This is a genomic window from Sphingobium yanoikuyae, assembly GCF_013001025.1.
Taxonomy (GTDB): Bacteria; Pseudomonadota; Alphaproteobacteria; order Sphingomonadales; family Sphingomonadaceae; genus Sphingobium; species Sphingobium yanoikuyae_A.
The window spans coordinates 4,806,806-4,818,446 of the sequence record NZ_CP053021.1 but is presented as its reverse complement, the minus strand read 5'-3'; the positions used below and the strand labels follow the sequence as shown (position 1 = coordinate 4,818,446).

Sequence of the window (11,641 nt, the reverse complement as noted above, 5' to 3'; positions counted from 1 at the left end):
TGTTTCCGGTTATTCGGCGTCCACGCGGCCACCGCATCCTTGACATAACTCATCAAATATGACAAACATTACTCCGTAATTTATCAGATATGGGGCATTGTCATGGGCTCTCCAAAGGTCAGACCAGCCCTCGAAAGGCTTGGCCAGGACATTCGAAATGCGCGGCTACGGCGCAGTATTGCGGTTGCGGACCTGGCCCTGCGCTCCGGAACATCGGCCAGTTCTATCGCGCGGCTCGAAAAGGGCGACCCTGGCGTTGCTATTGGGACGCTTGCGGATGTGCTGGTCGTTCTTGGGCTTGTCGAACGGCTGGCCGATCTGATCGATGTCCGCAAGGATGATCTGGGGCTTGCGCTTTCTAGCGAGCGCCTGCCGCAACGAGGCAAGTCTTTCGCGACCAGGGTCAGAAAGCAAAAGGCCAAGTCGGAGCCGACGCGCGCGCTCGATGACGTGGTCGATCCTGACGGAGCGTCGTTCTGATGGCGGAGTTCGTTGCCCAGGTTGTTCTTGGCGACAGTCGTGCGCCCGTCGGTCAGCTGCGTTTCACAGCAGCGGGGCCGCGGCAGTTCTCGACCTTTGCCTATGACGCTGCCTGGATAGAAAATCCCCGCGCCTTTGCCGTGCAGCCGGATCTTCCCCTAGAAGGCGGCCCTTTTCATACGTCGGGGCAGCCAGGGAACATGCGTGATGCACTGGCGGGCGTCTTCGCCGATGCCGCGCCGGACAGTTGGGGACGGCGCCTTCTCGAACGTGCCTATGGCAATGGTCTGAGCGAGTTTGAGTATCTGACGCTGTCCGACGACGCCTGTCGTCAGGGCGCACTGCGATTTCAAGGCGACGATGGAGAGATCATCCGCGGTAAAGCGGGTGACGCCGTGCCCCGCCTCGTCGAGCTGGAAGCGATAACGGCCATTGCCCGCGCCTATGAGCAGGGTAAGGAGATCTCTGCCGAAGAGATGCAGGCATTGGCGGGCGCGGGCGGTTCAGGCGGCGCCCGGCCCAAGGCCAATGTCCAGGACGGCGATACGCTCTGGTTGGCCAAATTCACCTCGGTTCACGATCAGCAGCCGATCGAACGGGTCGAGGTCGCGACGCTTCGGCTAGCCCAAGCTTGCGGCATTCGCACGCCTACGGCCAGGCTTGAACTCGCCGACACTCCCTTTCCGGTCGCGCTGATCCAGCGGTTCGACCGGCGAGGCAGTTCCCGGATTCCCTATATCTCGGCGCGCACGGCCCTTGGGAAGACCGGGACGGAGCTGGGCTCTTATACCGAGATCGTCGATTTTATCCGGGCCTATGGCGCCGATCCCAAAGCCGATTTCCGCGAGCTTTTCCTGCGCCTAATTTTCACGATCCTTGTATCCAACAAGGATGACCACCTGAAAAACCACGGCTTCCTCTATGTGGGAGGCGGGCAATGGCGGTTATCTCCGGTGTTCGACGTGAACCCAGCTCCAGATCGAAATCCCCATCTTGAGACGGCGATTTTGGAGGGCGGTGCGCACGACCGCTCCATATCGCTTGCACTCGAGGCTTGTGAGTTTTTCGAACTTCCTCCCGAGGAGGCAAGACGGATGGTTCGCGACACGGTTCGCCGCATATCGGAAGGATGGCGCGAGGCTCTGCGTCAGGTCGGCGTGTCAGGTGCGCTGGCGCGTGACTATGAGCCAGCCTTCGCAAATGCCGAAACTGAAATTGCGATGGCCGCATAATCAAATTTGACCGATAGCGACTGATAACGTGTCAGATATGATGAGTTTGGTTTGGAAGATGTCCGCCGACGATCGGTATCGAAGCGGCACTATGCTTCTGAGACGCAATATGGAGAGGTGTCAAAGCCCGAACCTTTCGATGCCGATGGAAAATTCGGTTGCGGATCGGTATGATGGGATTGTTGCGAGCACTTTCGCCGCCCCAGACCCGAATTTGGTCCGGCAACCGTCATCGGCGATAGATGGCGAAATTTGCGACTGGCCATCGAGCCTAAAAAACCCAATATTTTCATAAGCACTAGCTTGGCGTCGGCGGTTCTGACGGTATAACGGTTTTTGAAAATATTTTTTTGCTTCTCTTTTCAAATGGTTAGATTATGCGATCGATAATTGAGTGGGAGTAAATCGGAACAACTGACCGTCCGGGGGACGGTCATCCGATTTACTCGGCGGCGCGAGCCGCCGCAGCCCTTGCCGCTTACCGCTCCGCCAGAACCGCCGCCATCTGCGCCACCAGTTCAGCCGTCGGCCCGGCATCGTCCCAGGCATAGAGCGACACGCGCATGGCGGCCTCTTCCCCGAACGGCGCATAGGGTCGCACCGCCCGTCCGGCCGCCGCGCGCATCGGCACCAGCGACAGGCCCATGCCCGCTTCCACTGCGGTCAGCACGCTGGTGAGGTCGCTGCCGGTGAAGGCCACATGGCAGCGCCGCCTTTCCCGTCCGATCCGGTCGAACATCGCGTCGCGATAGAGGCCACCCGCCGGAAAGGCGACCAGCGGCAGGGGATCGGGCCAGTCGCCCTGCCGGTCCGCGCTTTCATGCCAGCCGATCGGCTCGGCGAAACTGGCGCGGCAATCGGCGCTCGGCGTCGGTTCCTTGACAGCGATGATGTCAAACTCGCCCGCGCGGTATCGGCGCGTGAGATCGCGGCTGAGCCCGGTAGTAACGTCCAGCCGCACCGCCCGATATTGCTCGGAAAAGCGGGCGAACACCCGCATCATGTCGCGACTGGCTATGTCGTCGGGCAGGCCGATGCGGATCGACGCGCTGCCGGCCGGATCGGCAAGCAGGCTTTCCGCCTCTTGCTGCAGCGACAGGATGCGCCGGGCATGGCCCAACAGCCGCTCGCCCGCCGCGGTCGGCCGCACCGGCCGTGCCGCCCGATCGACCAGCATATGCCCCACCGCCTGTTCCAGCCGGCCGAGCTGCTGGCTGATGGTCGACTGGGTCATGTGCAGCCGCTGCGCCGCAATGGTGAAGCTGCCGCTGTCGGCGATCGCGACAAAGGCACGGAGCAGGCGCGGATCGAGCATGGCATTCCATTTGGATCATGAATGATTGCTATTCATATATGTTGTTTGTGGATGATGCAGCCCCTGCCTATCCTGCGCGCCGCACAAGAACCGGGGATTTTCATGAAGACGCTTCTCGCCGCGCTGCTGGCCGCCACTGCCCTGTTGCCCCTGCCCACCGCAGCGAAGGCCGCGCCGGCCCGCGCCGACCTGCTGATCCGCCATGCGACGCTGGTCGATGTCGAGCATGGCCGCCTAGTCCCCGATCAGGCGGTGGCGACCAAGGGCGACCGCATCGTCGCGGTCGGCGACGACGGCACGATCGCCGCCGCCTGGCGCGCGGGCAAGAATGTCGAGGCCAAGGGCCGCTATCTGATCCCCGGCCTGTGGGACATGCATGTCCATTTCGGCGGCGGGCCGGAGCTGATCGAAGAGAATAAGGCGCTGCTGCCGCTCTATATCGCCAACGGCATCACCACCGTGCGCGATGCGTCGGGCGACCTGCCCTATGATGTGCTGCGCTGGCGCGGCGAGATTGCCGACGGGCGGCTGTTTGGCCCGACCCTGCTGAGTTCCGGCCCCAAGATCGAGGGGATCAAGCCGGTGTGGAAGGGCGCGCTGGAAACCGGGTCGGAGGCCGATGTCGACCAGGCGATCGCCAAGCTGAAAGAACTGAACGTCAATTTCGTCAAGATCACCGACAGCACCCTTAAGCCCGATCTGTTCCTCTATGCCGTGCGCCAGGCGCGCGGCGCCGGGCTGCGTGCGTCAGGCCATATCCCGATGGCCTTGACCGTCGGCCAGGCGATCGACGCCGGGATCAACTCGATCGAGCATATCGACTATGCCCACAAGGCGGGCGTGAAGGACGAGGCGCGGATCACCGCCGATTTCGCCGCCGGCAGGATCGACCGGGCACAGGCCAGCGCGCAACTGGATGCCGGCTTTGACGAAGCCACCGCCATGGCGGCCTATCGCGACATGGCGGCGCGCGGCGTGTTCGTGACGCCCACGCTCAGCATCTCGCGCACCGTCGCCTATCTCGACCAGAACGATCACAGCGCCGATCCCGAACTGGCCTATATCGGCCCGCGCCTGCGCAAGACCTATGACTGGCGGATCGAGCGCGCGGCCAAGGCGACGCCCGAGCAGATCGCCCAGCGCCACGCCATTTACGAGCATAATGCCGCGATCCTGCCGCTGTTGCAGCAGGCCGGTGTGACGATCATGGCCGGCACCGATGCGGGCTTCCTCAACAGCTTCGACTATTCCGGCTTTGCCCTGCACCAGGAACTGGCGCTCTATGTCGATCGCGGCCTGACCCCGGCCCAAGCGCTGGCCAGCGCCACCCGCGCCGGCCCGGCCTGGTTCGGCCTGCTCGACCGTTATGGCGCGGTGGCGGAAGGCAAGCAGGCGGATATGGTGCTGCTGACCGCCAATCCGCTGGAGGATATCCACGCCACCAAGGCGATCGACGCGGTGATCCTGCGCGGCACATTGCAGGACCGGGCCAAGCTCGACGCGCTGCTGGCAGAGACGAAGGCGAAGGTCGCCGCCTGGAACGCAGCGACCCGGCCCTGACGGATCAGCCGCGCATCAGCATGTCGGCCGGCACCGGCAGCATGTCGACCTTGCCGGTCGCCACGTCATAGACGGCGGCGACCACCTTCAGCGCGCCCGCCTTCACCTTCTCCTCGATCACCGGTGAGGCGTTGACCAGAGTCGCCGCCTGCACCAGCGCATTGGTGCGGGTGACGATCGCCGCATCCTTGCTGCGGGCGAGATAGAGGGCGGGCAGGATCGCGGGGAAGAGCGCGCTGATCTGGCCCGGCACCTCGGGATTGTCGATCGCCGCCTTCACCGCGCCGCAATTGCTGTGGCCCATGACGACCAGCGCCTTCAGCCCCAGCACCGCCACGCCATATTCCAGGCTGGCGACGATTTCCGGCGTGGTGATGTTGCCGGCGATGCGGGTGACGAACAGCCGGCCGATATATTCGTCGAACACCATCTCCACCGGCACGCGCGAATCGGCGCATGACAGGACGCCGACCACGGGCCATTGGCCCTCGGCCGCGCGCGCCTTGATGATCGACAGGTCCTGCAGATGGGCGGTCGGCTTGCCGGCGACGAAACGGGCATTGCCGGCCATGATCTCGGCCAGGGCGGCGTCCGGCGTCATCGACGCATCCGGGCCGTCGGCGGGGGGCGCCGCCATCGCGGGCACGGACGGCAGGGCGGCCATGGCCACCCCGCCCGCCATCGTCATCGCTGTCAGAAAGGCGCGGCGGGAGGGCGCGGCGCCATCCTCCTCCTGCGTCCCGTGCGGCTGGTCATGCATGCCATCGACGTCCGAACACATGGGTCTGTCTCCCTGTGATGAGGAGGCATCATGATGCCGGACCGGTTTGCGCAGGGCAATGGAAAGACCAGGATCAAGAAGCAGAGCCTAATTCACGTCATCGGTAGAAGCGCAAGGCGCTTCCACCTCAAACGATCAGGCTCTAGATCAAACCACCGCCGACGATCCGATGGAGCCCTGCTTGCCCGACACCCGACTTGGCCATCCCGTCTATCGCGACATGCCGACCACCATCTTCGAGCATATGTCGGCGCGCGCGCGGGAAACCGGTGCGATCAATCTGGGGCAAGGCTTTCCCGAGGGGCCGGGACCGCAGGCAGTGCTGCAGGCGGCGGCGGACGCGCTGCTGACCCGGTCCAGCCAATATCCGCCGATGCCCGGCCTGATCGAACTGCGAACGGCGCTGGCCGATCATTATGCGCGGCGCCAGGGGCTGGACCTCAGCCCGCAGGAAATCGTCGTCACATCGGGCGCGACCGAGGCGATCGCCGCCAGCCTGCTGGCGCTGGTGCGACCGGGAGACGAGGTGCTGATGCTGGCGCCGCTCTATGACGCCTATCTGCCGCTGGTCGAGCGGGTCGGCGGCGTGGCCAGGGTGGTGAAGCTGACCCCGCCCGACTGGCGCGTCACCCGCGACGCGCTGGAGGCGGCGATCACGCCCCGGACCCGCATCCTGCTGATGAACAATCCGGTCAATCCGACCGGCATCGTGCTGCGTGAGGCGGAACTGGCGCTGCTGGCCGACCTCTGCACCACCAATGACCTGATCGCGCTCTGCGACGAGGTATGGGAGGAAACCGTCTATGACGGGCTGCCGCATCGCCCGCTGATCGGTTTTCCCGGCATGCGCGAGCGCACGGTCAAGATCGGGTCGGCGGGCAAGGTCTTTTCCGTCACCGGCTGGAAGGTCGGCTGGATGTGCGCCGCGCCGCCGATCGCCACCCTGCTCGCCCGCGCCCACCAGTTCCTGACCTTCACCACCCCGCCCAATCTGCAATGGGCGGTGGCGCAGGGGCTGGGCTGGCCCGATGATTGGCTCGGCAACCAGCGCACCGCCTATCAGGCGTCGCGCGATCGGCTGGCGGCGGGGCTCATCAGGGCAGGCTATGTCGTGCAGCCCAGCGGCGCCACCTGGTTCCTGTCGATCGACCTGCCCGCGTCGGGCATCGCGATGGACGATGTGACCTTCTGCAACCGGATCATCGACGAAGCCGGGGTGGCGGCGATCCCGATCTCCGCCTTCTACCCCGACGATCCGGTCACCCATCTGGTCCGTCTCTGCTTCTCCAAGTCGGACGCGACGCTGGATCAGGCGATCGAGCGGCTCGCCGCCTTCCGCGCGAGCCTTGGCTGACGCAGGATCGCCGCGCCCAGAATCAGCATGACGATCAGCAGAAGGCTTTGGGCGGCGAGGAAGGGCGGCTCCGTGCCGGTCGGCGCCAGCCGATTGAGCGCCGGCACCTTGAGGAAACCCTGTACGACCAGCACGAACAGGTTGAGCCACAAAGCGATGGTCGCGGTCACCGCATAAATGCCCCGCGCCCGGCCCCGCAGGCCAAGGCCGTAAAAGGCGGCGAAGGCGATAATCAGTACCAGCGTGGAGAGGATACCGACGCCGATCGCCGGGGTGAAGCCGCGAAAGGGAAAGAGGAAGCCGGTCAGGCTGGTGAGCAGGGTCGTCACCAGGAACAGGCCCTGCACTTTTGGCAGGACATGCCCCTTTGCCATGGCCGGCAGGGCGACAAGGCCGCTGGCGATGCCGATCAGGCTGATCGCGACATGCAGGGCGATGAAGGCGGGAATGGAAAGACCGAGGATCATGATTTTTCTCCTAGTTTCCAAAAACCCGTTCGGTTCTCGACAAGCTCGAACCGAACGGGGGTGGTTCACACCCGGTAGCGGGGCGCCGCATCCTTGAGCGACAGGTTGGGCCGAAGCGCGGCCCGCGCGGCGAGATAGGCATCGAGATCGGCATTGTCCGGCAGGGCGGGGATGGTGATCGCCTCGCCCAAGTCGAGCCCGGCCAGCGCCGCGTCGACCATCACCTCGACATCCATCACCATGTGCGGCGGCAGGCCGGCGATCTGTTCCGCCGTCCAGATGGCGGTGCGGGTGATGCCGGGCAGCACTGCCTGCACCTTCACGCCCTTGCCGCCCAATTCGACCTGCAGCGCTTCGGTAAAGGCCAGCACATAGGCCTTGGTCGCGGGATAGACGGCGGTGAAGCCGTCCGGCATCAGCGCCGTGACCGACGTGATGTTGATCAGCGTGCCTGCGCCCTTCGCCGCCAGCCGCGGCGCAATGGCGCGGGACAGCCGCGTCACCGCCAATATGTTGAGGTCGATGAGGCCGGTGAGATAGGCCGGGTCGGTTTCGACAAAGGCCTGCTCCCCGGCGATGCCGGCATTGTTGACGAGGCCGGTGATCGCGTCATCGTCGCGCAGCCGCGCCTCGACCCGGGCCAGATCATCGACCTTGGCCAGATCGGCGGCGATCACCTCGACGCTGACTCCGCTGTCGGCGCGCAAGCGGGCGGCCAGCGCCTCCAGCTTCTCGGCGCGGCGGGCGACAAGGATCAGATTGGCCCCGCGCCTGGCGAAGCGGTCGGCATAGACGGCGCCGATACCGTCCGACGCGCCGGTGATGAGGATGGTGTCTTGAGTCATGGGATGTCTCCTGTCCTTCACCCGCCGTTCGGTCCGAGAAGGCGTATCGAGAACGGGTTCTCGACAAGCTCGAACCGAACGGAGGTAAGTGGTTGATTGTCAGCCGTTGATGAAATCGAGCAGGTCGGCGTTGAACCGGTCCTGGTGAGTCTGCGTCAGCCCATGGTCGGCGCCTTCATACACGATCAGCACTGCATCCGTAACGACCTTGACGGTCGACAGGGCCGCCGCGCCGATCGGCACGATCTGGTCGTCATCGCCATGCAGGACCAGCGTAGGCACATCGACCTTCGCCAGGTCAGCGTGGAAATCGCTTTCGGAAAAGGCGCGGATCGAGTCGAGCTGCCCCTTGAGGCCGCCCATCATCCCCTGCCGCCAGAATTCTTGCACGATGCCTTCGGAGATGACCGCGCCCTCCCGGTTATAGCCGTAGAAGGGGACAGTCAGATCCCTGAAGAACTGGCTGCGATTGTCGAACGTACCCTTGCGGATGCCGTCGAACACGTCGATCGGCAGGCCGCCCGGATTCGCTTCGGTCTTCAGCATCAGCGGCGGCACCGCACCGATCAGCGCCAGCTTGGCGACCCGGCTGGTGCCATGGCGGCCGATATAGCGGGTGACTTCGCCGCCGCCGGTCGAATGGCCGACCAGGATGACGTCGGACAGGTCCAGCGCCGCGATCAGATCAGCCAGATCGTCGGCATATTGGTCCATATTATTATTGTCCCACACCTGGTCCGACCGGCCATGGCTGCGGCGATCATGGGCAATGGTGCGGAAGCCCTGATTGGCGAAATAGACCATCTGCGCGTCCCAGGCATCGGCGCTGAGCGGCCAGCCATGGGAGAAGATGATCGGCTGGCCGTCGCGCGGTCCCCAATCCTTGTAGAAGATGCGGGTGCCGTCCCTGGTGGTGACATAGTTGCTCATGTGAAATTCCCTTCTTCTGTTCCAGAAGGGCGTCCTTCACGCCCTGTGCTTGCACTATTAGGGCCGATGGCGGAGGATCGGGATTGGCGGTTCCGACATTAAGCGGGCCGATTCCGACAAAGGACCAGGATATGGCCGACAGCAGCCTTCCGCGCGCCGAAGTGGGCATATTGCTCTACCGCAACTGCCAGCAGGCGATGGTCCACGGCATGACCGACCTGATCGACATTGCCGGGCAGTTCTCGGTCCAGCATGGCGGCCCGGTGGTGCACGTCAGCCATTGGCAGATGGGCGATGACGGCTGTTTCAGCCGCAGCTATGACACGCATGAAGGATTGGGCGGCACGCCCGACATCTGGCTGGTCCCCGGCCGCCTGACCGGCGTGCCCGAGGCGGAGGAAGCCGCGCCCTATGCCCGCTGGCTGCTCGATCGCCATGCCGCCGGGGCGACGCTCGCCTCCAATTGCGGCGGCGCCTTCCTGCTGGCGGCAACCGGCCTGCTCGACGGCCGCCCGGCCACCACCCACTGGTGGTTCGCCGACGCCTTCCGCGCCCGCTTCCCCGCCGTGAAGCTCGATTGCGACCGCATCGTCATCGACGATGGCGACATCATCACCGCCGGCGGGCTGATGGCTTGGACCGACCTTGGCATGCGGCTGGTCGACCGGCTGCTCGGCCCCACGGTGATGCTCGACACCGCCAAATTCCTGCTGATCGACACCGCCGGGCGGGAACAGAAGCATTTCGCCCGCTTCCTGCCGCGCCTGACCCATGGCGATGAGCCGATCCTGAAGGTGCAGCACTGGCTCGCCGCGCGCGAGGCGAAGGCAGTCAGCGTCACCGAGATGGCGGCGCAGGCCGCGCTGGAGGAACGCACCTTCCAGCGCCGCTTCAAGGCGGCAACGGCCATGACCCCGATCGAATATGTCCAGCATCTGCGCGTAGCAAAGGCGCGCGAGCATCTGGAATTTACCCGGCGCACGATCGACCAGATCGCCTGGAGCGTCGGCTATGAGGATGCTGCCGCCTTCCGCAAGCTGTTCCATCGCCTGGTCGGCCTGTCGCCGGGCGACTATCGCGCCCGCTTTGCCGCGCCCAGCGCACAGGCGGCATGACGGCAGGCATGAGGAAGGTTCTTGCGACCTTCGACGCGGCCCGCTAGGTTCTTGTTTCGTTCCCAAAAAGGATAGTTATGGACAGCCTCGCCGCCCTTCTCATTCCCGTCGCGCTGCTGATCGGCCTGGCCGTCGGCTGGCTGCTCAAGGGCAAGGCGCTGGCGCCGCTGACCGCCGAAAAGGCCGATCTGGCCGGCAAGCTCGACATCGCCGCTGCCCAGCGCAACGGCGCGATCGCCGAACTGGCGGTGGAGAAGGAACGGGTCGCGCAAGGCATGAGCCAGCTCGCCCGGCTCGAATCCGCGCAGGCGGCGTCCGAACAGCGGATCGAGGCGCTGCAGGCCGCCGCCAGCCAGCGTATCGAGGCGATCCAGACCGAGCGCGAGAACGCCCTGCGTGACCTCGCCGCGCTCCAGTCCGACATCCATGCCCGCACCCAGGCGTTCGAGCAGCAGATCGCCGCGCTCAAGGATGCCAAGGAACAGCTCTCTGCCCAGTTCAGCGAAATCGGCGGCAAATTGCTCGAATCCGCCCAGACCCAGTTCCTGACCCGCGCCGACCAGCGCTTCGCCCAGGCGAGCGAGAAGAGCGAGGCGCAGTTGAAGACGTTGCTCAATCCGGTCGAAACCACGCTCAAGCGTTATGAGGAGGGCCTCGCCCGCGTCGAGAAGGACCGGGTCGGCAGCTATGCCGAACTGCGCGAAGCGGTGCAGCAGGTTCATCTGGGCCAGGGGCAGGTGCGCGAGGAAACGGCCAAGCTGGTCAATGCCCTGCGCGCTGCGCCCAAGACCCGCGGCCGCTGGGGCGAGCAGCAGTTCAAGAATCTCATCGAAACCGCCGGCCTTTCCCCCTTCGTGGACTTCAAGGAAGAAGTGTCGGTCGCGGTCGAGGACGGCCGCCTGCGCCCGGACTTCGTCATCAACCTGCCGGGCGACCAGCAGATGGTGGTCGACGTCAAATGCTCGCTGGTCGCCTATCTGAACGCGGTCGATCAGGTCGATCCGGCGCAGCGTGACGCCCATATGCTCGACCATGCCCGCGCGATGCGCACCCATGCCGACGCACTGGGGCGCAAGGCCTATTGGGAACAGTTCGACAAGGCCCCTGACTTCGTCATCATGTATGTGCCGGGCGACAATTTCGTCACTGCGGCGCTGGAGGCGGACATGGAGCTTTGGGAACGCGCCGCCAAGAATCGCGTCATCATCTGCGGCCCCGCCACCTTCCTGCCACTCGCCCGCACGCTGGCGGGCCATTGGCGCCAGGCCAAGATGCAGGAACAGGCGCAGCAGGTCGGCCAGCTTGGCAAGGAACTCTATGAGCGCCTGTCCGTCGCCGCGACCCATTTGCGCAAGCTGGGCTCGGGCCTCAACAGCGCAGTCTCCAACTATAACAGCTTCATCGGCAGCTTCGAGACGCGTGTCCTCTCCACCGGCCGCAAGTTCCGCGATCTCGACATCGAGACCGGCGGCAAGGAGATCGAGGCGATGGAACCGCTCGACGTCCTCGCCCGCGACGCCCAGGCCGACGAGGCGCGCGCCCTGCCGGCGGCGGAATAGGAT

General features: G+C 64.9%; 11 protein-coding genes. 6 read left to right on the top strand and 5 right to left on the bottom strand.

Features of this window, described 5'->3' with window-relative positions:
* Window positions 1-102 precede the first annotated feature (102 nt).
* Window positions 103-480, top strand: coding sequence for a helix-turn-helix domain-containing protein (locus tag HH800_RS23185; RefSeq protein ID WP_169862664.1), 378 nt, complete (start codon window positions 103-105; stop codon window positions 478-480).
* On the top strand, window positions 480-1,712 hold the full coding sequence (locus HH800_RS23180; protein ID WP_169862662.1) for a type II toxin-antitoxin system HipA family toxin: 1,233 nt from the start codon (window positions 480-482) through the stop codon (window positions 1,710-1,712). Before HH800_RS23185 ends, HH800_RS23180 begins: the two co-directional genes overlap by 1 nt.
* A gap of 478 nt (window positions 1,713-2,190) precedes the next feature.
* Here the strand turns inward: HH800_RS23180 and HH800_RS23175 are convergent, their stop codons facing one another.
* Complete coding sequence (locus tag HH800_RS23175) at window positions 2,191-3,027, bottom strand: LysR family transcriptional regulator (protein ID WP_169862660.1); 837 nt, start codon at window positions 3,025-3,027, stop codon at window positions 2,191-2,193.
* 102 nt (window positions 3,028-3,129) lie between these two features.
* Here HH800_RS23175 and HH800_RS23170 point away from each other — a divergent pair, with 102 nt between their 5' ends.
* The gene (locus HH800_RS23170) at window positions 3,130-4,587 is read left to right on the top strand and encodes an amidohydrolase family protein (RefSeq protein ID WP_169862658.1); all 1,458 of its coding nucleotides are present in this window, start codon (window positions 3,130-3,132) and stop codon (window positions 4,585-4,587) included.
* Window positions 4,588-4,591: 4 nt separating this feature from the next.
* On the opposite strand, the gene HH800_RS23165 is transcribed toward HH800_RS23170, so the two are convergent.
* A complete protein-coding gene (locus tag HH800_RS23165) occupies window positions 4,592-5,368 on the bottom strand; it encodes a carbonic anhydrase (protein WP_169862656.1) in 777 nt (258 codons plus the stop codon).
* 169 nt (window positions 5,369-5,537) lie between these two features.
* Here HH800_RS23165 and HH800_RS23160 point away from each other — a divergent pair, with 169 nt between their 5' ends.
* Window positions 5,538-6,722, top strand: a complete 1,185-nt coding sequence (locus HH800_RS23160; RefSeq protein WP_169862654.1) for an aminotransferase — start codon at window positions 5,538-5,540, stop codon at window positions 6,720-6,722.
* Here HH800_RS23160 and HH800_RS23155 read toward each other — a convergent pair.
* The 3 genes from HH800_RS23155 to HH800_RS23145 all read right to left on the bottom strand — a co-directional run bounded on the left by HH800_RS23155 (window position 6,677) and on the right by HH800_RS23145 (window position 8,964).
* Window positions 6,677-7,189 carry a hypothetical protein gene (locus HH800_RS23155; RefSeq protein WP_169862652.1) on the bottom strand — a complete coding sequence of 171 codons (513 nt, stop codon included), beginning with the start codon at window positions 7,187-7,189 and terminating at the stop codon, window positions 6,677-6,679. The genes HH800_RS23160 and HH800_RS23155 overlap by 46 nt on opposite strands.
* Before the next feature lie 65 nt (window positions 7,190-7,254).
* The gene (locus HH800_RS23150) at window positions 7,255-8,034 is read right to left on the bottom strand and encodes an SDR family NAD(P)-dependent oxidoreductase (RefSeq protein ID WP_169862651.1); all 780 of its coding nucleotides are present in this window, start codon (window positions 8,032-8,034) and stop codon (window positions 7,255-7,257) included.
* Between the two features lie 99 nt (window positions 8,035-8,133).
* Window positions 8,134-8,964 carry an alpha/beta fold hydrolase gene (locus tag HH800_RS23145; RefSeq protein ID WP_169862650.1) on the bottom strand — a complete coding sequence of 277 codons (831 nt, stop codon included), beginning with the start codon at window positions 8,962-8,964 and terminating at the stop codon, window positions 8,134-8,136.
* Window positions 8,965-9,095: 131 nt separating this feature from the next.
* Between HH800_RS23145 and HH800_RS23140 the strand changes: the two genes are divergently transcribed.
* The gene (locus HH800_RS23140) at window positions 9,096-10,079 is read left to right on the top strand and encodes a GlxA family transcriptional regulator (protein WP_169862648.1); all 984 of its coding nucleotides are present in this window, start codon (window positions 9,096-9,098) and stop codon (window positions 10,077-10,079) included.
* Between the two features lie 77 nt (window positions 10,080-10,156).
* Window positions 10,157-11,638, top strand: a complete 1,482-nt coding sequence (rmuC, locus tag HH800_RS23135; RefSeq protein WP_169862646.1) for a DNA recombination protein RmuC — start codon at window positions 10,157-10,159, stop codon at window positions 11,636-11,638.
* Window positions 11,639-11,641 lie beyond the last annotated feature (3 nt).

Coding starts and splice junctions, on each gene's coding strand:
- HH800_RS23185 (WP_169862664.1), top strand. CDS start 103: ATGGGCTCTCCAAAGGTCAGACCAGCCCTCGAAAGGCTTGGCCAGGAC.
- HH800_RS23180 (WP_169862662.1), top strand. CDS start 480: ATGGCGGAGTTCGTTGCCCAGGTTGTTCTTGGCGACAGTCGTGCGCCC.
- HH800_RS23175 (WP_169862660.1), bottom strand. CDS start 3,027: ATGCTCGATCCGCGCCTGCTCCGTGCCTTTGTCGCGATCGCCGACAGC.
- HH800_RS23170 (WP_169862658.1), top strand. CDS start 3,130: ATGAAGACGCTTCTCGCCGCGCTGCTGGCCGCCACTGCCCTGTTGCCC.
- HH800_RS23165 (WP_169862656.1), bottom strand. CDS start 5,368: ATGTGTTCGGACGTCGATGGCATGCATGACCAGCCGCACGGGACGCAG.
- HH800_RS23160 (WP_169862654.1), top strand. CDS start 5,538: ATGGAGCCCTGCTTGCCCGACACCCGACTTGGCCATCCCGTCTATCGC.
- HH800_RS23155 (WP_169862652.1), bottom strand. CDS start 7,189: ATGATCCTCGGTCTTTCCATTCCCGCCTTCATCGCCCTGCATGTCGCG.
- HH800_RS23150 (WP_169862651.1), bottom strand. CDS start 8,034: ATGACTCAAGACACCATCCTCATCACCGGCGCGTCGGACGGTATCGGC.
- HH800_RS23145 (WP_169862650.1), bottom strand. CDS start 8,964: ATGAGCAACTATGTCACCACCAGGGACGGCACCCGCATCTTCTACAAG.
- HH800_RS23140 (WP_169862648.1), top strand. CDS start 9,096: ATGGCCGACAGCAGCCTTCCGCGCGCCGAAGTGGGCATATTGCTCTAC.
- rmuC (WP_169862646.1), top strand. CDS start 10,157: ATGGACAGCCTCGCCGCCCTTCTCATTCCCGTCGCGCTGCTGATCGGC.